General features: G+C 66.5%; 20 protein-coding genes. 14 read left to right on the forward strand and 6 right to left on the reverse strand.

Annotated elements, in window-relative coordinates; genetic code table 11:
• The first annotated feature begins 108 nt into the window (after positions 1–108).
• On the forward strand, positions 109–1,059 hold the full coding sequence (locus NMQ09_RS10790; protein ID WP_255190588.1) for a formyltetrahydrofolate deformylase: 951 nt from the start codon (positions 109–111) through the stop codon (positions 1,057–1,059).
• A gap of 289 nt (positions 1,060–1,348) precedes the next feature.
• On the opposite strand, the gene NMQ09_RS10795 is transcribed toward NMQ09_RS10790, so the two are convergent.
• On the reverse strand, positions 1,349–2,650 hold the full coding sequence (locus NMQ09_RS10795; RefSeq protein ID WP_255190589.1) for a TIGR00341 family protein: 1,302 nt from the start codon (positions 2,648–2,650) through the stop codon (positions 1,349–1,351).
• A 114-nt stretch (positions 2,651–2,764) separates the two neighbouring features.
• Here NMQ09_RS10795 and NMQ09_RS10800 point away from each other — a divergent pair, with 114 nt between their 5' ends.
• The 3 genes from NMQ09_RS10800 (at position 2,765) to NMQ09_RS10810 (ending at position 4,077) form a co-directional block, all read left to right on the forward strand.
• A complete protein-coding gene (locus tag NMQ09_RS10800) occupies positions 2,765–3,046 on the forward strand; it encodes a DUF211 domain-containing protein (RefSeq protein ID WP_255190590.1) in 282 nt (93 codons plus the stop codon).
• Positions 3,028–3,630 (forward strand): VIT1/CCC1 transporter family protein, encoded by a 603-nt coding sequence (locus tag NMQ09_RS10805; protein ID WP_425607234.1) that lies wholly within the window; start codon positions 3,028–3,030, stop codon positions 3,628–3,630. Before NMQ09_RS10800 ends, NMQ09_RS10805 begins: the two co-directional genes overlap by 19 nt.
• Positions 3,631–3,870: 240 nt before the next feature.
• Positions 3,871–4,077: a hypothetical protein gene (locus NMQ09_RS10810; RefSeq protein WP_255190591.1), complete on the forward strand. Its 207-nt coding sequence runs from the start codon at positions 3,871–3,873 to the stop codon at positions 4,075–4,077.
• A gap of 25 nt (positions 4,078–4,102) precedes the next feature.
• On the opposite strand, the gene NMQ09_RS10815 is transcribed toward NMQ09_RS10810, so the two are convergent.
• The gene (locus NMQ09_RS10815; protein WP_255190592.1) at positions 4,103–4,867 is read right to left on the reverse strand and encodes a universal stress protein; all 765 of its coding nucleotides are present in this window, start codon (positions 4,865–4,867) and stop codon (positions 4,103–4,105) included.
• 169 nt (positions 4,868–5,036) lie between these two features.
• Here NMQ09_RS10815 and NMQ09_RS10820 point away from each other — a divergent pair, with 169 nt between their 5' ends.
• On the forward strand, positions 5,037–5,306 hold the full coding sequence (locus NMQ09_RS10820; protein ID WP_255190593.1) for a HalOD1 output domain-containing protein: 270 nt from the start codon (positions 5,037–5,039) through the stop codon (positions 5,304–5,306).
• A 396-nt stretch (positions 5,307–5,702) separates the two neighbouring features.
• On the opposite strand, the gene NMQ09_RS10825 is transcribed toward NMQ09_RS10820, so the two are convergent.
• A complete protein-coding gene (locus NMQ09_RS10825) occupies positions 5,703–6,512 on the reverse strand; it encodes a class I SAM-dependent methyltransferase (protein WP_255190594.1) in 810 nt (269 codons plus the stop codon).
• A 401-nt stretch (positions 6,513–6,913) separates the two neighbouring features.
• Here NMQ09_RS10825 and mutS point away from each other — a divergent pair, with 401 nt between their 5' ends.
• Positions 6,914–9,592, forward strand: coding sequence for a DNA mismatch repair protein MutS (gene mutS, locus NMQ09_RS10830; protein ID WP_255190595.1), 2,679 nt, complete (start codon positions 6,914–6,916; stop codon positions 9,590–9,592).
• A gap of 69 nt (positions 9,593–9,661) precedes the next feature.
• Here mutS and NMQ09_RS10835 read toward each other — a convergent pair whose 3' ends face one another.
• Positions 9,662–11,149 carry an amidase gene (locus tag NMQ09_RS10835; RefSeq protein ID WP_255190596.1) on the reverse strand — a complete coding sequence of 496 codons (1,488 nt, stop codon included), beginning with the start codon at positions 11,147–11,149 and terminating at the stop codon, positions 9,662–9,664.
• A 123-nt stretch (positions 11,150–11,272) separates the two neighbouring features.
• Between NMQ09_RS10835 and NMQ09_RS10840 the strand changes: the two genes are divergently transcribed.
• Both NMQ09_RS10840 and NMQ09_RS10845 read left to right on the forward strand, forming a co-directional pair.
• The gene (locus NMQ09_RS10840) at positions 11,273–11,998 is read left to right on the forward strand and encodes an alanyl-tRNA editing protein (RefSeq protein WP_255190597.1); all 726 of its coding nucleotides are present in this window, start codon (positions 11,273–11,275) and stop codon (positions 11,996–11,998) included.
• 42 nt (positions 11,999–12,040) lie between these two features.
• The gene (locus NMQ09_RS10845) at positions 12,041–12,934 is read left to right on the forward strand and encodes a dihydrodipicolinate synthase family protein (RefSeq protein ID WP_255190598.1); all 894 of its coding nucleotides are present in this window, start codon (positions 12,041–12,043) and stop codon (positions 12,932–12,934) included.
• A 24-nt stretch (positions 12,935–12,958) separates the two neighbouring features.
• On the opposite strand, the gene NMQ09_RS10850 is transcribed toward NMQ09_RS10845, so the two are convergent.
• Positions 12,959–14,023 carry a YhjD/YihY/BrkB family envelope integrity protein gene (locus NMQ09_RS10850; protein WP_255190599.1) on the reverse strand — a complete coding sequence of 355 codons (1,065 nt, stop codon included), beginning with the start codon at positions 14,021–14,023 and terminating at the stop codon, positions 12,959–12,961.
• A 143-nt stretch (positions 14,024–14,166) separates the two neighbouring features.
• Here NMQ09_RS10850 and NMQ09_RS10855 point away from each other — a divergent pair, with 143 nt between their 5' ends.
• The 6 genes from NMQ09_RS10855 (at position 14,167) to NMQ09_RS10880 (ending at position 18,137) form a co-directional block, all read left to right on the forward strand.
• On the forward strand, positions 14,167–15,264 hold the full coding sequence (locus NMQ09_RS10855) for a putative sulfate/molybdate transporter (RefSeq protein ID WP_255190600.1): 1,098 nt from the start codon (positions 14,167–14,169) through the stop codon (positions 15,262–15,264).
• Positions 15,265–15,319: 55 nt separating this feature from the next.
• The gene (locus NMQ09_RS10860; RefSeq protein WP_255190601.1) at positions 15,320–15,496 is read left to right on the forward strand and encodes a hypothetical protein; all 177 of its coding nucleotides are present in this window, start codon (positions 15,320–15,322) and stop codon (positions 15,494–15,496) included.
• The gene (locus NMQ09_RS10865; protein ID WP_255190602.1) at positions 15,489–15,962 is read left to right on the forward strand and encodes a DUF7384 family protein; all 474 of its coding nucleotides are present in this window, start codon (positions 15,489–15,491) and stop codon (positions 15,960–15,962) included. Before NMQ09_RS10860 ends, NMQ09_RS10865 begins: the two co-directional genes overlap by 8 nt.
• 115 nt (positions 15,963–16,077) lie before the next feature.
• The gene (locus NMQ09_RS10870; RefSeq protein WP_255190603.1) at positions 16,078–16,221 is read left to right on the forward strand and encodes a hypothetical protein; all 144 of its coding nucleotides are present in this window, start codon (positions 16,078–16,080) and stop codon (positions 16,219–16,221) included.
• A gap of 114 nt (positions 16,222–16,335) precedes the next feature.
• The gene (locus tag NMQ09_RS10875) at positions 16,336–17,289 is read left to right on the forward strand and encodes an ABC transporter ATP-binding protein (RefSeq protein ID WP_255190604.1); all 954 of its coding nucleotides are present in this window, start codon (positions 16,336–16,338) and stop codon (positions 17,287–17,289) included.
• Positions 17,286–18,137: an ABC transporter permease subunit gene (locus tag NMQ09_RS10880; RefSeq protein ID WP_255190605.1), complete on the forward strand. Its 852-nt coding sequence runs from the start codon at positions 17,286–17,288 to the stop codon at positions 18,135–18,137. The genes NMQ09_RS10875 and NMQ09_RS10880 overlap by 4 nt, the downstream gene beginning before the upstream one ends.
• Before the next feature lie 49 nt (positions 18,138–18,186).
• Here the strand turns inward: NMQ09_RS10880 and NMQ09_RS10885 are convergent, their stop codons facing one another.
• Positions 18,187–18,918 carry a GNAT family N-acetyltransferase gene (locus tag NMQ09_RS10885; protein WP_255190606.1) on the reverse strand — a complete coding sequence of 244 codons (732 nt, stop codon included), beginning with the start codon at positions 18,916–18,918 and terminating at the stop codon, positions 18,187–18,189.
• Between the last annotated feature and the right edge of the window lie 169 nt (positions 18,919–19,087).

A 19,087-nucleotide genomic window follows, 5' to 3' on the forward strand; every position in this document is an offset into this window, starting at 1 on the left:
GACACCCCGATTCGGTCGGGTAGTTTTCGAAGATAGCAGGGCTTTTAGCCACCCACGACTTGAGAGGCGAGTGATGTTCCGAACGCCGCTCGAGCGGAGGTGGTGCCGATGACGACCGATCTCGCCGAAATTACGGTCATCGGAGACGACGACACCGGGCTGATTGCCCGGGTAACGAGCCTCCTGTTCGAGCGCGGAGTCAACGTCGAGGACCTCGATCAGGCCGTCCGCGACGGCGTCTTCCGGATGTATCTCGCCGTCGATATTTCGGGGATGGTCTGCACCGAGGCGAAGCTCCGCGACGACCTCCACGAGCTCGGCGACGACCTCGGTCTCGACGTGCAGGTCCGATTCCCCGCCGACCGCGAAACCCAGCAGATCGCCGTCCTCGTCACGAAAGAGAGCCACTGCCTCGAGGCCCTGTTCGAGGCCTGGGCGAACGACGAGCTCGGCGCCGACATCGGCGTCGTCATCGGAAACTACGACGACCTCCGGCCGCTGGCCGAGCACTACGACGTTCCGTTCCACGACATCGGCGTCGACGGCGGTCAGCAGGACGAAGAGAAGTTACTCACGCTCCTCGAGGAGTACGATGCCGATCTCATCGTCCTCGCCCGGTACATGCGCATCCTCAGCCCGAACGTGGTCTTCCGGTACGAAGATCGCATCATCAACGTCCACCCGTCGCTGTTGCCCGCGTTCCCCGGCGCCGAGGCCTACCGGCAGGCGCTCGAGGGAGGCGTCCGCGTCGCCGGCGTGACGGCACACTACGTCACCACCGATCTCGACCAGGGGCCGATCATCACCCAGCGCGCGTTCGACGTCCCCGACGACGCCGACGTCGAAGCGATCAAACGACGTGGACAGCCACTCGAGGCCGACGCGTTGCTCGAGGCAGTTTCCCTCCACCTGAACGGCGACGTCTCGGTTCACCGGGGCCGAACGACCGTCCGAAACGGCGGCGACGGCTACCAGCTTGGCCTCCCCGAGGAACTCGAGGAGTTCACGCCGGATCGTCCGATAGACGGTATCGGAACCGCCGTCGCGAACGACGACTAGTACTCCGCCAACCGTCGACTGCAGGGTCGAACCGGCCTTCGGCGACGGATTCGACCCTGCAGATCTGGCTTGGCAAAGCACTAGGGACGGTTCCGGGGCACTCGTTTTGCCGACGGAACAACCGGTGGTTCTGGAGGCGGTCACGGGGAGCAGTAGACAGCGACGAGCGCCTGATCAGTACGGACTGTGAGCTCACGGGATCGGCCCTTGAGCGGTAGTCGCCGTGGCAGTCACACTCGAGTGGTGGTCGTCGCCGCAGTCTCTCTCGGCGGTGGACGGCGCGTTCGTCTCACTGCCCACCTCGCTGTTCGGCGGCGACGAAACGGACCTCGACGGTGACGGGGTCGTCGGCGGTAGCCGTGAGTTCGTCGTGGATTCGATCGGCCAGTTCGGGCACGACCCCGGGATCGTCGCCGGAGACGGTGACGACGACCTGGTCGATCGATCGGAGCGGATAGTCGTCGTCGAGCGTCACCTCGACGGACTCGAGCTCGAGACCGTCGTACCGGGGCTCCTCGAGGGCAGCCTCGGCTTCGGCGGTCGCGGTCGAGGACAGCTGCGTCGCCTGGAAGTCGAGGGCAGTGACGCCGACCAGTGGGGCAGCCAGGACGACCAGCGCGACGCCGAAGATGGCCGCGTAGGCGTAGGTCGGCCGGCGGGTCGGCGACACCTCGAACAGTCCCTGCGGGCGGTAGCCGGCCGCCCACAGCGTCACGAGGGCAGCGAAGTTGATCGAAAAGACGTTGACGGCCACGAGGGCACCCGCACCCACGGCCGCACCGTACATTCCCCACGCGACCGTGATCCCGACGGCTGCGGCCGGCGGGATGAGCGCGGCCGCGATCATTACGCCGACGATGGCCTCGGAGAACCCCCGCGTGAGGCTCAGGATGCCGGCGACGCCGGCACCCAGTGCGACCGCCAGGGAGAACACGTTCGGCGAGACCCGCTCTTGCAACTCGGCGACGACGACGATGTCGACCCCGGCGGGCTCGAGGCCGGCCAGCCGCGCGAGGGTCGCCAGCCCGATCGAGGCGGCGACGACGACGGCAAGGCCGACCGCCTGGTAGCGAAAGCCGGTCGATTGCAACCCCCTGTCGCCGGTGACGATGCCGACGTTCGCCGCGAGCGCGGGGCCGATCAGCGGCGCGATCACCATCGCACCGATCACGACCGCCGGCGAGTCCGCTAGCAGGCCGGCCGTGGCGACAATGGCGCTGATGAGCAACATCGCGACGTAGATGGGGAACGTGGGCGTGAGCTCGTCGGCTTTCGTCCGGAGCACCTGCCTCGAGGTCCGTTCGCCCTTCGTGCCGCCGTGACTGTACTGATCGAGCAACGTCTCGAACCGGTTCGAAAGCACCGTCTCGGCATCGATGACGATCACGCGCGCCTCGTCACCGATTCCGGCCCGGTGCAGGCGATCGAGCGTCGGCTCGACGGCACGCGTCGGGAGCGGGAAGCGGACGACAGCGGCATAGCCCCGGCCGCTCGTCTCGTCGCTCACGACGTAGTCGATCCCCTCCTCCTCCAGGATATCGAGGACGGCCCGGCGACGACCGTCCGGAACCGCAATCTCGAGATAGCGCATGGGGGGAGCCACCACGGACTGGCGGATACGTCTAGGCCCGCCTCGAGTAGCCCGTCCGGATGACGGTCGCGTCGTCACACACTTGTCGGAGACGCCCGTAGCCGACCGTATCCAATGATCCGACGACTCGTTCTCGACGTGCTGAAACCGCACGATCCCGACCTCGTGGCGTTCACCGGACGGCTCGGCGACCTCGAGGGCGTAGAGGGGGCCACTGCCAAGGTCGTCGAGATGGACGAGAACGTCCAGACGGTCCGCATCGCGATCGAGGGGCCCGACCTCGAGTTCGACACCATCGAAGCCGAGATCGGCGACCTCGGCGGCTCGATCCACTCGACCGACGAGGTCTCCGCAGGCGAACGGATCGTCGAGGATTCGTGGGTCTCCGGGCCGTGACGCTCCGAGCGCGACTCGCGGACGCCCGCCGCGTCTTCGAGAAAGAGGACGTCCGGGCGCTTTCGCGGCGCTACTTCGTCGCCAACGGTTTCGACGGGACGCTCACCAGCATCGGTGTCGTGATCGGTGCCTACCTCGGCGGCGTCACAGACGGCGTGACGATCGTCGGGATCGGCCTCGGCGCTGCCGTCGGGCTCGGCACCTCCGGAATCTGGAGCGTCTGGGAGATCGAACGCGCCGAGACCAGCCGGGCACGCAAGGAGCTCGAGGACGCCATGCTCACCAGTCTGGACGACACACAGCTCTCGCGCGACCTCCGGACCGCACAGATCCTCCACGCGCTCGCTTCCGGCACCGGCCCCGTCCTCGCCGTCTTGCTCACGCTGGCTCCGCTGTTGCTCGAGGGGGTCGTCCTCTCGATCGAACAGGCCGTACTCGGCTCGATCGCGGTCGGCATCCTGCTCCTGGCCAGCGTCGGCGCCTACATGGGCTCGATCTCCCAGCAGCGCTGGTACGTCGCCGCCGTTCGGATGGGGCTGGCCGGAATCGTCGTCGCGATTCTCAGCGTTCTGCTCCCGGGCTGACGGGGCTCGCCGCGAGCGACAGGAAACGGAGATTCTGCTATAGTATTCGTTGAAACGAGTTACACCCGGTCACAGCCGAGCGGTCTGCCTCGGCATCGTCGACGAGGCAGACCGCCGATGGTCGTGACCGGGTGTGCAATGACTTTCAACGGTTACTATACCGTCCGAGCGCCGCCGACCGTTCGGGGTCCTCACCTGTTAGGCCGTCGTCCTATGCCCGTGACGGACGGATAACTCATCGTGCCGATCGAGACTGTCGCCTGCCCGGCCTGTGATGAACCGGTAGCGATCTCGTTACCGAGGGGGTACGTCGGCCTCGAGGTGAGTGCAGAGCCCGATCCGACGAAACCCGAGGACGAGCGCCACCACACCCGTCACGTACGCTGTTCGGCAGGCCACGTCGTCTACTTCTACTTCGAGCGTACCTACCGGGGACCTGGGGGCTGAGCCACGGGCCGCGCTCGAGGGGCGATCACGACGGTTCGTCGCCTACGTCCGTCTCCTCCGAATCAGACTCCAGGTACTCCCCGCGGATCACCAGTACCGGATCGACCGACCGCTTGGCGAGCCGCTCGGCCCGATCGCGGAAGATCCGACGACGAATCGACGGTCGGCTCTCTCCGGCGACCAGCAGGTCGTGGTCGGCGGCCGCCTCGAGGATGGCGTCGGTCGGCGAGTCGTCCACGACGACAGTGACGTCGATCCCTTCGCGCCCGACTCCCTGCTCGACGAGCGTCGATCGGGCCACCTCGAGACAGTCCAGCCCCCGTTCCCGGTCCTCGTCGCTCGCGGCGACGTGAAAGAGCGTCACGTCGATCCCCGCGTCGGCGACCACCGCCGCAACCAGCCGCGCGATGTACTCGACGTTGACGTCCCCCCTGATGGCGACGAGGATCCGCTCGAGCGACGGCGCCGGGTTCGACAGCAAGACGGCGTCGCACTTGGATTCGAGGGCGACGCGTTCGAACGTCTTGAATCGGTTGTGGGTGAATACGAGTCGGGTGGTGACGTCGCCGCCGGCGTCCGCAAAGAGCGTCCGCAGCTCCTCGAGTTTCGCCTGCGCCTGGGCTTCGAACCGTTCCCGGGCCTGTCCCGGCGCGGTCTGGTCGGGGATCACGCGGTAGCCGAGGAGAACAACCGGGACCGACGCGAACGCGTGGACGACGGTCGTCGGGACGGTCTCGCCGCCGAGAACGTCGACCGGGACGAGCACGCGATGGTCGTGTCTGTCAGCCATTGGTGAGGGGCTTCTCGTACTACACGGTCTCGAGCCTAATAGTGGTGACACCGTCCACCGATGGATCGAACCTGTCGCGAACCCCATACCACGGGGGCGACCGGCGTCGCGTATCCGTCAGTCGTCTGTCTGACTGATATTTATATATCGCCTCGTGGGATCCGTCCCCATGGAGTCAGGACGACTCGACGTCGAACTCGCACAGCGAATCGCCGATCACGAGGGTGTCGACGCCGCCACCCTCGACCCGCCGCTGCACGACGTCGTCGACGTCGACGCGCTCGAGGCGCTGCTCAGCCCGCACTCACACGAACGGACCGACTTCACCGGGACCGTCTCCTTCGAGTACGGCGAGTGCACGATCACCGTCGACCACACGGGGGCCGTGTCGGTCCGGCCGACGCTCGAGGACGCCGAGGCCGAACTCGCTACGATGTAGACACTTGGCTCCGCTGAAACAGTCTCGAATTGTACGTTCAATCCCCGACGTGGTCAGCACAGGAGAAGCGGTTATCGCAGTGACCATCGGTGCTCTCGTTAGCTGTCAAAAGTGGTCTGCTGAATACACCTATTCGGGCTCAGTCCCATGAAGTTGCCTGTTTGGCACTCAGTCCATCTAGAGGGCCACGCTGGGACGTGTTCAGTATCGGCCTTTGCCACTCCGGCTCCTTCACCACGAATCGAGGCTTAGCAGTCTCCACCGCTTTAGAGGGCCGATCTCTCACCTGTCGAACCGAATACAGTCGAGGAAGTGATGTGTTCTGAATTCACAGCTGCGAACCGTATTTCGACGGATGAGGGCCGATAACTCCGGCCGACGGCGACTATTCTGAATTCACTCTTTGGTCGCGACGGTCTGAAGGTACTGATTCTCGATAATTGCGGTCCCATCCGTCGTGCGATTGTATCGACTCATGACGGTACCGAGGTCGTCTAACAGGTTCTCTCGGTCGGCGGGATCGATCGTCTCGAGCGCTCGGATCGTCGGGCCGAAGTACGTACTGAACACCTCCACAGCGTGGTCGATCGACCGGTAGTACTGGAGGGCCGTCCGTCGCTTATTCTCGAGCGACCGAACACCCACGCCGAGTAGCTCCTCGAGTCCCTCGTTTGTTCCCCAACGAAGGGGAGACTGAACGCCGGGCGGTGGAGGCGCGTATTCAGCGTGCGCAGCAAACCAGTCTCCACTCCAGCCTTCCGACATCGGGCTCGCCAGACCGATTTTATCTCCGGAGTTACACACCCGAAGCAACTCGCGTGCTGCCCGTTCCTGATCGGGTGCAAACTGCACCCCGTACACAGAGAGTACCACATCGAAGCTGTCGTCGGGGAACGGCATATCCTGCGCATCGCCGACGTGAAAGTCGATAGCTTGCCCGTTGGCCTCGGCACGCGCCTCGGCGCGTTCGATCAATCCGGGAACGTAGTCGATGCCCGTGACCTCACAGTATCGTCGCTCCGCGACCAACGCCGCCGTTCCACTGCCACACGCGACGTCCAGCACGCGCTGGCCGGGATGTGGATCGACCGCTTCGCAGAGTGTCTCAGCCATGACGACGTTTTGGCGGGCGATCTCGTTGAAATCGCCAGCTTTCCACGTCTCCTTCTGGCTCTCCGTCACGCCAGCATAGTCTGTTTCGTCCATGTTCTCATACCCGCTCGCGAGCGGATCCGATCGCGAGTCGTGATACGCCCTCCCGTCTCCGCGAGCCGCTCGGGCAATCGGGAGATCACTCGAGAAGACGCAGAATGTTACACGATAGCAAACAGCATAACGGTGTCGGGTAGATCGACTCGGTTTATTCCCCTGGTACGATCGCTTCCGAGGCCAACGACTGACACTGATACATACGTGCCCTATATTCAGGGTGAACCGGTGCTCTGGAAATAGAATGTCAACGGAGCCAGGTTTCCGGTATCCAGGGGCTCGCTCGAGTCACCGATACTGGCCGCGTCGACGAGCTTCGCGGCGACGGCGTCCCTCGGCGGACCACTTCCACCGCGGAACCCGCAGGACTTTAGCGGTGGAAGGACAGTTGACCGCATATGACCGAGGCGACGGGGATCGTCGGGGAGTTTCTCTCGCTGAAGGCGGGGACCGACGCCGACGTGCTGGCGATGCAGTGTGGTGACTTCTACGAGTTCTTCGGCGAGGACGCCGAACTGGTCGGGGAGGAACTCGACCTCAAGGTAACCTCGAAGTCCTCCCAGGGGCAGTCGTACCCGATGGCGGGCGTTCCGCTCGACGACCTGACGCCGTATCTCAAGGCCCTGGTCGAACGCGGCTACCGGGTCGCCGTCGCCGACCAGTACGAGACCGACTCGGGCCACGCCCGCGAGGTCGTTCGCGTCGTGACGCCAGGAACCTTACTCGAGACGACCGACGCGGACGCCCAGTACCTCGCGGCGATCGTCGAGGGCGAGGACGCCTACGGCCTCGCGTTCGCTGACGTGACGACGGGCCGCTTCCTCGTCGCCGACGGCGAGGACGCGGAGGCGGCGCTCACCGAGTTGTATCGCTTCGATCCGGTCGAGGTCCTGCCTGGGCCGGATGCTCGCAACGACGACGACCTGCTGAACCGCGTTCGCGAGCGGAGCGACGCGACGCTCACCCTCCACGACGCGGAGGCGTTCGCCCCGAAGCGCGCGGCGAGCCGGGTTCGCGAGCAGTTCGGCCGCGAGACGGTCGATCGGCTCCCGATCGGCGACACCGCGATTGCCGCCGCCGGGGCCATCCTCGCCTACGTCGAGGAGACCGGCGCAGGCGTGCTCGCCTCGATGACCCGAATCCAGGCCCACCACGGCGACGACCACGTCACCCTCGACGCGACCACCCAGCGAAACTTAGAGCTCACCGAGACGATGCACGGCGAGCGCGAGGGGACGCTGTTTTCGACGATCGACCACACCGAGACCGCCGCCGGCGGCCGCCTCCTGAAAGAGTGGCTCGGCCGGCCGCGGCGCTCGCTCGCGGTCCTCGAGGAACGCCAGGCCTGTGTGGCCGCCCTCGCCTCGGCGGCGCTCGCCCGCGACGAGCTCCGCGACCGCCTCGGCGAGGCCTACGACTTAGCGCGGTTAGCCTCACGGGCGACCCACGGCAGCGCCGACGCCCGCGACCTGCTGGCGGTGCGAGACTCCCTGGCGGTTCTCCCGCGACTCGGCGAGGCGATCGCCGCCGAGCCGACGCTCGCCGAGTCGCCGCTGGCCGCGATCGTCGACCGCCCCGACCGCGAGGCTGCGGCCACCCTCGCTGAGACCCTCGACGAGGCGCTCGCCGAGGAGCCGCCGTCGACCGTCACCCAGGGTGGCCTCCTCGAGCGTGGCTACCACGAAGAACTCGACGCGGTGATCGACCAGTACGAGGAGGTCAACCAGTGGCTCGAGACGCTCGCCGACCGAGAAAAACGCCAGTACGGGCTCAGCCACGTCACCGTCGACCGGAACCGGACCGACGGCTACTACATCCAGGTCGGTAAGTCGGCGGCGGACGGCGTGCCGGACCACTACGAGGAGATCAAGACGCTGAAGAACTCGAAACGGTTCACGACCGACGAACTCGAGGAGAAAGAGCGCGAGATCCTCCGGCTCGAAGAGCAGCGAGGCGACCTCGAGTACGAACTGTTCCAGGAGCTCCGGACGGAAGTGGCCGAGCGCGCCGAACTGTTGCAGGACGTCGGCCGGACGCTCGCGACCGTCGACGCCCTGGCCAGCCTGGCGTCACACGCAGCCGAGAACGGCTGGGTCAGGCCCGAACTCCACCAGGCCGAGGCGATCGACGTCGAGCAGGGCCGGCATCCGGTCGTCGAACAGACCACCGAGTTCGTCCCGAACGATGTCCACCTGGACGACGAGCGGGGCTTTTTGGTAGTCACCGGACCGAACATGTCCGGAAAGTCGACGTACATGCGACAGGTCGCCTGTATCGTCCTGCTCGCCCAGGTCGGGAGCTTCGTCCCGGCGCGGGGGGCCCGGATCGGTCTCGTCGACGGCATCTTCACCCGTGTGGGCGCGCTCGACGAACTCGCCCAGGGCCGGTCGACGTTCATGGTCGAGATGAGCGAACTCTCGAACATCTTACACGCAGCCACCGACGACTCACTCGTCATCTTAGACGAGGTGGGCCGCGGGACGGCGACCTACGACGGAATCTCCATCGCCTGGGCGGCGACGGAGTATCTCGCCAACGAGATCCGCGCGAAGACGCTCTTCGCCACGCACTACCACGAGCTGACGGGGCTGGCCGATCGGCTCCCGGGCGTCCACAACGTCCACGTCGCCGCGGACGAGCGCGACGGTGACGTCACCTTCCTCCGGACCGTCCGCGACGGCCCGACGGATCGCTCCTACGGTATCCACGTCGCCGACCTCGCCGGCGTTCCCGAACCCGTCGTGGACCGTTCCCGGGACGTCCTCGAGCGGCTCCGCGAGGAGAAGGCGATCGACGTCCGCGGCGGCGAGGGTGGCGGCGGCGAAAGCCAGCAGGTCGTCTTCGACCTCGGCTCGGGCCAGTTCCGGAGCACGGCGAGCACGGACGGCGGCTCGAGTGCGAACACCTCGAGCGACGACGGCTCGGGCGCGGACGTCGGCGGAGACGAGAGCGGGGAGTCGCTCGACCCCACCGCCGAATCGGTGCTCGAGGAACTCGCCGAGACGGACGTGAACGAGGTTCCGCCGATCGAACTCATGAGCCAGGTCCAGGCGTGGCAACGGAAACTCGGGGAGTGACCACGCCGGGCGATGACCTGCCCGCGTCCACGCACGCCTGCGTCCATATCTCGCCCAGGAGCGGGTCGATCAGTCCTCCGCCGGAAGCTCTGGCGGCTGCCTGGGGTCGGCCGCGTGCTCGTAGCCGGCCGCCAGCTCGAGCAGTCGGTGTTCCTCGTACGGCTTCCCGAGGAGTTCGACACCGACTGGGACGCCGTCGCCGGTGAGGCCGCCGGGGACGGAGACGGCGGGACAGAGCGTCTGGGAGGCGATCACCGTGTTCGTCGGGAACTCCGCCGTCGTGTACGTCTCCTCGAGGTCCCGTTCGGTCGGCGGAAGCACCTGAACGTCCGGGAAGACGAGCGCGTCCAGGTCGTGCTCGGCGAACGGCCTGAGAAGCGCCCGCCGGAACGACTCCTGGGCGACGGTTCGCCGCCAGTAATCGGGGTCGTCGGCCGGGTCGTCCGGACCCTCGGCGAACGCCTCGAACAGGTCGAGGCTCTCGTGGTAGGCGTCGCGCTCGTAGAGTTCCTCGACCGAGCCGACCGGGACGTCCCGCTCGGCCAGGAAGGCGTCGATGTCGTGTTTCGACTGGAGGACGTAGAGCATCGTCTCCTCGATCCGTTCCTCGAGCCGAGAGACCTCGATGGGATCGACCAGTTCGGCACCCGCGTCGGCCATCGTGGAAAGCGCGTCCTCGACCAGTTCGGTCACCGGGGCGACAGTGGAATCGTCCGCGGCGCCGAATGCGTCGCGCAGGACGCCGAGGCGGGCGCCCTCGAGGCCGTCCTCGTCGAGGTGGTCGGCGTACGGTCCCTCCGGCGTCAGTTCGGTCGCGACGGTCCACTCGTCGGCCGGATCGTAGCCGACGATGGCGTCGAGCACCAGCGCCATATCCTCGACCGTGCGTGCCATCGGCCCGGCCGTGTCCTGGCGCTCGACGAGCGATGCGAGCCCTGTCCGGCTCACGAGCCCCGTCGTGACCCGGATGCCGTAGAGGTTACAGAAGCTCGCGGGGACGCGGATCGAGCCGCCGGTGTCCTCGCCGATGCCCACGGTGCCGAGGTTCGCCGCGACCCCCGCCCCCGTGCCGGCGCTCGAGCCGCCCGCGTCGCGCTCGAGGTCGTAGGGGTTTTTTGTCCGGCCGAGCGCCGAGGAGGTGGCGAACCACGAGGAGGCCCAGTCCGGCAGGTTCGTCTTCGCGAGGACGATCGCCCCCGCCGCTTTCAACTTCCTCACCACTGTCGCGTCGTCCTCGGGGACGTACCCCGTGAACGCCTCGGAACCGAACGTCGTCGTGATCCCGGCGGTCTCGACCTGATCTTTCACGAGCACCGGGATCCCGTGCAACGGTCCGACGAACCCGTCGTCGGCGAACGCCTCGTCGAGTTCCGCGGCGCGCTCGAGCGCGTTCGGGTTGACGGTGACGATCGCGGTCAGTTCCGGCCCGTCCCGATCGAGCGCGTCGATCCGCTCGAGGTACGTCTCGACGAGCTCGCGGCTCGTGATCTCCTCGGTCTCCATCGCTCGGTGAACGTCGCCGATCGTCGTCTCGGTCACGGTGAACTGAGAAGACATGTGGTACCATTATACAAGATCGTCAGCTGGCAACAACCTTCGTACGTTCGATCCTGACGGTCGTCGGCCGAATCGAACGGGAACAGGGAATCGGTTTATACGTCGCGATCCGTGCGTTCGACCGTGACCGAACCCCTTTACCTCGAGGAGACAACTCGCGTGCAGTTCGAGGCGACCGTCGAACGCGTCGTCGACGACCGCGTCGTGCTCGATCGAACGTGCTTTTACCCCCAGGGTGGCGGCCAGCCAGCTGACACCGGCGTCATCCGTGTTGACGGCGACTCCTGGCGGGTAACGGACGTGAAAAAGCGGGATACGATCTACCACCATCTCGAGGGCGACGCCGACCCGCCGGAACCCGGCGCGACGATTTCTGGTGAACTCGACGCCGACCGCCGGCGAGCGCACAGTCGCTACCACACGGCCCAGCACCTGCTCTCGGCGGTCGCCCTCGAGGAGTACGACGCCGAAACGACCGGCAACCAGCTCTACGCCGATCGCGCACGGCTGGACTGCGCCTACGAGCGGTTCACCGACGCCGACCTCGAGCGGATCGAGCAGCGGCTGAACGAGCTGATCGAAGACGACCTCCCCGTCAGGTGGTACACCCTCGAGCGGGCGGTCGCGGAGAAACGGCTCGACCCCGATCGAACCCGACTCAACCTGCTCCCCGACTCGATTACCGAGGTCCGGATCGTCGAGATCGGCGATACCGACGCGCCGATCGATCAGACCGCCTGTGCCGGCACGCACGTCGAGAACACGGCCGAGATCGGTCGATTCGAAGTGACAGGACGGGAGACGAGAGGCCCCGACGAAGAACGGATCCGGTTCCGGCTGCTCGAGTGATCGGGGCGATACGTTTTTGCGGCCGTCCCGGGAGGAGTGGATATGAGCCTCGAGGAGTTACTGCGCGGAATCACGTGTCCGATCGTCACGCCGTTCGACGCCGGGACCGGCGACGTCGACGAGGACGCGCTCGAGTCGCTGCTCGACCACCTGCTTGCGGGCGGGATCGACGGGCTGTTCCCCTGTGGGACGACCGGCGAATTCGCGAGCCTGGCGCCCGAAGAACGGCACCAGGTCACGAAGCTGACCGTCGAGCACGCCGACGGCGAGGTGCCGGTGCTCGCCGGGGCGGCCGCGACGAGCGTCGTCGAGACGCTGTCGGCGATCGAGGACGCGGCCCGCGTCGGCGCCGACGCCGCCGTGGTCGTCCCGCCGTACTTCCACACGACGAACGACCCAGTCGGCAACGAGCGCTTCTTCGAGGCGGTCGCCGACGAGTCGCCGCTGCCGCTGTTGCTGTACAACATTCCCGTCTGCACGGGCCAGGAGATCGCCCCGGAGACGCTCGCCGCCGTCGCCGAGCACGAGCAGATCGTCGGCCTGAAAGATTCGAGCGGCGACCTCGAGTACTTCCTGGCCGCGATGGAGCGGACGCCGGCGGAGTTTCTCCTCTTGCAGGGCTACGACTCGTTGCTCGTCCCGGCGCTACGGATGGGCGCCGACGGCGGCGTGAACGCGCTGTCGAACGTGTATCCGGAGCGGTACGGCGCGGTGCTCGAGCACGCGGCTGAGGAGCGAGGGCGACGGCTGCAGTCGGACGTCCTCACGCCGCTGTTCGAAGCGTGTGGCGAGCACGGTTTTGCACCCGCGACGAAAACCGCGCTGGCCCACCGAGAGGTGATTCCGACTGACGCCGTGCGGCCGCCGCTGGTCTCCGTTCCCGAGGAGGGGCGAGCGGAGATCGCCGAGACGGTCGACGACGCAGTTGACGGTTGAGAGCCGACGTCGTAGCAGACGCGCTCACTCGTCGACGTCGCCGTCGCCGCGACGCCACCGAAGCGAAATGCCGACGGTGTCGTTCACGAAGGGAAGCCGGGAGCTGTCGTCGTCCGTTTCGACCCGTTCGGGAACCGGGAGGGAGATCGATTCGCCGTCGACGACGACGGTCACGTCGCTGGCGGTCGGGAGCCGGTGCTGGAGGGCCTCGAGTGCGCCTGCGGGGTCCTCATGCTGGGGCGGCAGGCCGTCCGCGGGCGCTGGGACGGGCGGGACGCCGCCGAAGACGGGCCGAATGTTGACGTCCTCACTCCGGTTCGAGAGGACCGCGTTGATCGCGCCACCGACGAGCACGACGAGCCCGCTGAGATAGAGCCACGTCATGAACACGAGAATCCCGGCGAGGACGCTGTTCTGGGCCGCATCGGAGCTGTATGCGACGTAGAGCTGAAACAGCGACTCGAAGCAGACGAGCGCGGTGGCGGTGAACAACACCCCCGGGGCCGCCTCGAGGGGGTGCATATCCGGCTCGTCGGGGAACAGGTAGTACATCGGGTAGAGCGCCAGCGCGATGAACGCGAGGAGGACCAGTCGGTGTGCGAGCCAGCCGAGCGTCGAGGTGGTCCCGAACGTGACTCGCGATTCGACGAGGACGGCCACGAGGATGACGCCCGCCATCGAGACGAAGACCGTGAGTCCGTCGGCGATCTGGTTCCCGAACGTGTTCCTGGCTTCCGTCTCGTAGATGTCCGAAAACGCGGCATCCAGGCTCCGGAAGATGCGCAACATCCCCCACACGAGGACCACCAGGCCGAAAATCGACGCTTCGGTCGACGTACTCCTGAGTTCGTTGACGAGCACCTCTCCGGCACCAGGGGTGACCGTCGCACGAACCACCGAAATGAGCCCCGACTCCAGTTGCTGGTCGCCGATGGCCGACACCACTGCCAACAGCAGAAACAAAAGCGGCAACAGTGAGACGAACGCGTTGTACGCGATACTTCCCGCCATGAACGTAATCCGCTCTACCCGAATCTCGTGGACGATCGCCTCGAGTATCGTCCGGACGCGTTGTCTACGGCCTTCCATTACTTCGTGAGCGTCCTCCTCCCTGAACCGACTTCCCCGTTGTGAAAATCTCGAGTAACTGGTTTCGGTCACCTCGTGACCTTGGTGTAACTCTGGAGAGTTACTGGCAACAGTAAAGGTGCGAGTGCCCGATTCACCCACTAATGGCCACCCCGTCGTCAACAGCGGCGAGATTCGACCTCGAGTTCGACGGGTCCGAACTGACGGGTGCGCTAGGGGATTCGATTACGGTGCTCCCCCTGCTCGTCGCGCTCGCGCTGACGACGAGCGTCTCGCTTCCCCACGTCCTGGTCGGCTTCGGCGTCTTCCAGATCGTCTGGGGGCTGTACTACGGCATGCCGCTCTCGGTCGAGCCCATGAAGGCGCTCGTGGGGCTGGCGATCGTCGGCGTCCTCTCTTACCCCGAACTCGCCGCGGCCGGCCTGCTCGCCGGCGGCGTCCTCGTCGTCGCCGGTCGCCTCGGCCTGGTCGGTCGCCTCCAGCGCGTCGTCGGCGAACCCGTCGTCCGCGGCATTCAGCTCGCCGTCGCGCTGCTGTTGCTCGAGGCGGCCGTCTCCCTCTCACTCGAGAACGTCTCCGTCGCGCTCGCCGGACTCGCGCTCGTCTCGCTCCTCGCGGTCGTCGGCTTCCGGCGAGGGAGTCCCCTCGTCGTGCTCGCGATCGGCGCCGGCGCGGCGGTGGTCGTCGCGGGCGTCCCGTCGCCACAGCTCCCCGCGGCGACGCTCTTCCCGGCCGGCACGCCGTCGCTCTCGACGGCAGCGCTCGAGGGGACCGTCGCCCAGCTCGCGATGACGGTCGGCAACGCGGCGATCGCGACCTCGCTGCTCTGTGCGGACCTCTACGACCGGCGGGTGTCGGCCGACGACCTCTCCGAAAGTATGGGCGTCACCTGCCTCGCGGCGGTTCCCGCCGGCGGGGTGCCGATGTGTCACGGCAGCGGCGGCCTCGCCGGGAAGTACGCCTTCGGCGCCCGAACCGCCGGCGCGAACGTCATCCTCGGCGTCGGCTACCTCGCGCTCGCGCTGGTCGCCACCGGCGCGCTCCTCGCGGCGTTCCCCCTCGCGCTGCTCGGCGTCCTGCTCGTTCTCGTCGCGTTCGAACTCGGTCGGGCCGCGATCGCCCCGATCGACAGCCTCCCCGCGCTCGCCGTCGTCGTCGTCGTCGGGCTCGTGGGCCTGCTCGGCAACGTCGGCCTCGCGTTCGTCCTGGGGACCGTCGCCTACTGGTTGATCGACCGGTGACGGCGGGTCCGAAGAACGGACCGATTTTTCACCTCCACGGCCGAACCGTTCCTCGATGAGTACGTGGAAGGTGCTGTTCGATCGAGCCGAGACACACGACGTCTCGCAGTCGGCGATCTGCGAGGCACTCGAGCGACGACGATCGGCCGACGACGCCGATGCTGGACGAGGGACCGACGGAGACGAACGAGGTGTCGACGATGAGGCCAGAGGGGACGTCGACGATGCCTGAGCGCCCCAACCCCGCCCGGGTGGTGGCCGACGCCGATGTCCTCGCCGCGGACCTGCTCGTCGACGGCGACGCCCGCGAGGCGCTCGATCACGTCCGGCGCCACTCCTGGGTCGAACTCGTCGCCAGCGACCCCCTCCTCGAGGAAACCGAGGCGCTCGTCGCGGGCTTCGCCGATCCCGACCTCGCCGCCGACCACCGAGCGCGACTCGAGCGAGAGCGCGTCGCCGTCGACCACCCCGAGGCTGATCACCCCGCGCTCGCCTCCGCCTATCGGGCCGGGGCGGCGCACCTGCTCTCGTACGACGATGGGCTTCGGTCTGCGGAGGCGGGGCTATCCCTCCAGCCGCGAATCTCGATCAGCGTCCGGACGCCCGACGCGTTCGCCCGCCTGTTCGACGCTGAAAGCCTCTACGAGGCGCTCGAGGGAGGGACGTATCCGGGGCCGGACGTCGATCCCCGAAGCTGATATCGGTCCAACGACGTGTGTCCGATTTTGGGGTCGTTCACGGCCGGAAGCCGTCCCAGGAGTGGTCCGTTTTATACCACTCGTTCGTGTAGTTGCTACCGGAGTCCGGCGTCCCATGACGTGTACCAACTGTGGAGCGAACCTCCCAATCCGGCGGTATCACCTCCACCTGTCGACGGGCGAGGTCGTCGAACTGGCGCTCTGTGAGGGGTGTCGGTACAAGTTCGTCACCGCAGACTGGGTAAAGGCGGTCATCTAGCGCCTTCGCTCGCCGATCACCATCGCATGGGTAACGTCGACCGATCAGCCACGGCACTTCTCGATGTGATAAGTCTGCCGTCCTTTTATCTATTTATTATCCAACTGTCCAGTAATGGCTGCAATCCAAACACGAAACCTCGATCGACGCTTCGGCGACGTCACCGCCATCGACGGGCTCGACCTCGAGGTCCAACGGGGTGAGGTGTACGGCTTCCTCGGCCCGAACGGGGCCGGCAAGTCGACGACGATCAACGTGCTTCTCGGCTTCGTGGCGCCCACGTCGGGGTCGGGAACCGTCCTCGGCCACGACGTCGAGACGGAGTCGCTCGCCGTACGGCAGTCGACCGGCGTCCTTCCCGAGGACTTCGACGTCTACGACCGACTGACCGCCCGCAAGCACGTCCAGTTCGCGATCGACACGAAAGGCGCCGACGATGACCCGAACGAGTTGCTCGAGCGCGTCGGACTCTCGGATGCCGCCGATCGCAAAGCCGGCGGCTTCTCGACCGGGATGGCCCAGCGCCTGGCGCTCGCGATGGCACTGGCTGGCGAGCCCGACCTGTTGATCCTCGACGAACCCTCGAGCGGTCTCGATCCGAACGGGGCTCGCGAGATGCGACGAATCGTCCTCGAGGAGGTCGACCGCGGCGCGACGGTCTTTTTCTCGAGTCACATCATGGAGCAGGTCGAGGCGGTGTGTGACCGCGTCGGGATCATGCGCGAGGGCCGACTCGTCGCCGAGGACACGATCGAGGGGCTGAAAGCCCAGTTCGACGCCGACTCCAGACTCGTGGTCACCGTCGACGCCGTCGACGAGTCTGTGCTCTCGGCGGTCCGCAGTCTCGAGGGCATCTCGGAGGTGTTCGCGGACGGCTCCGACGTCGTCGCCGTCCTCGAGGATTCGAGACGCAAAGCCGCTGTGGTCACCGCCATCGAGGAGGCCGGGGCGGACATCCAGGACTTCACCTCGAAAGAGGCGTCGCTCGAGGACCTGTTCGCGGCGCTGACGACCGGCGATCGGAGCCGGTCGGAGCCGACCGACCCGCGGCCGGAGGTGGACGCATGAGCTGGGTCCACGTCGCCCGCAAGGACTTCGAGGACGCCAGCCGCTCGCTGTTGCTGTGGGCGTTGACCGGGCTACTGATCCTGCTCGTCGCCGGGCTCTCGACGATTCCGTACCTGCTCGCCGAGAGCGGGACGACGCCAGCGTTCGAGGAGGGGCTGGCGTTTCTGTACTCGCCGATCGGCTTCCTGATCCCGATCATCGGGCTGGTCGTCGGCTACCGCTCGATCGTCGGCGAACGCGAGTCGGGAACGATTCGCTTCCTGCTCGGCCTGCCGAACACCCGCCGGGACGTCCTCGTCGGCAAGGTACTCGGGCGGGCGGGCGTCGTCGCCGTGCCGACGGCGATCGGCTTCGTCGTCGGTGCACTCGTCATCGCCGTCCTGTACGAGGGCTTCGACGTGCTCGACTACGTCGGTCTCTTTCTCTTCTCGCTCGTCATGGGCCTGGTGTACGTCGCGATCGCCGTCGGCATCTCCGCCAGCGTGCGAACCCGTGCGAAGGCGCTCGGCCTCGTCATCACCGTCTATGCCGTCTTCGACATGCTCTGGGCCACCGTCCCGATGACACTCTACTGGGTGCTCGAGAACGAACTGCCCGGCTTCGACGGCCTCCCGGCCTGGTACCTCCTCCTCGAGCGACTCAGCCCGGGCGAGGCGCTCGGCGCAATCGCCCTCACGCTCGTCGACTTCGCCGGTGCGGGTGACTTCGACCTCACTGCAGCGGGCCGGGTCGCCGGGGAGGCCCCGTTCTACCTCGAGAACTGGTTCGCCTGGGTGATCGTCGGGCTCTGGATCGCCGTGCCGCTTGGAATCGGCTACCTCCGATTCAGGCGGGCGACCCTGAACTGAGCCGGAGCCGACGTCGTCCGTCGAACGGCGTTCGTCGCTGTCGGAAGAGTCAGAAGTGGTAGGCCATCATCACTTCGTCGACGTACTCGCCGTCGATCGTGTAGTGGTCCCGGCGGATGGCCTCGGTGTCCCAGCCGTGTTCGGTGAGGAACTCGAGCGCGCGGTCGTTGGTCATCGGGACGCTGTTGTACACCTTCCGGTAGCCGTTGGCCTCGGCCCACTCGAGACCGCGCTGGAGGAGCCGGCTACCGATGCCGTAGCCCCGGTAGGACTCGCGGACGCCCACGGTCTGCTGGGCAACTTCCTGGATTTGGTCGACCTGGGGCATGTCGAGGTGGGTCCAGCCGACCACCTCGCCGTCGACCGTCGCGACGAAGAACCGTCGAGAGTTGACAGTGTTGTGCCGGCTGACGGCGTTCTCGTAGAGGAGTTGCTCGGCGATGGTCTCGGCGACCACGTACGTCTCCTCTGCGGTGACGTCACGGATGGTGTCGATGAGGCCGTCGAAGTCCGCCTGGCGGCCCGGACGGACGACGAACGAAAAGTCGTCAGTTTTGTGCTCCTCGACCGCGCCAAACTCGAGGGCGATCTGGAGCGTGCCGCCTTCCTCCTCGAGGTAGCCGGTCGTTTTCAGCTGCTCGAGTTCGGCCTGGAACTCCTCGGACGGCAGCGCAGTGACGTCCATGAGCACGTGGCGTTTCACCGTGCCGTGTCGCTCGACGTACTCGTAGATGCGCCTGCTGGCTGCTGACTCGAACGTCGGACGCTCGATCGTCTCCATACCCTCCGTACGAAGAGCGACGGTTTAGTAGTTGCTGTGCGTTAACATTGATCACAGAATGTCGCGAATTCATCGATACCGGGGCCGATCTCGTGTCACCAGTGGCCGATCACCCACAATCCTGTCGTGATCGGTCGCTTCCACTCGAAGACATTTATTAGTACTAACG

The sequence above is a fragment of the Natronobeatus ordinarius genome (assembly GCF_024362485.1).
Classification (GTDB): Archaea; Halobacteriota; Halobacteria; order Halobacteriales; family Natrialbaceae; genus Natronobeatus; species Natronobeatus ordinarius.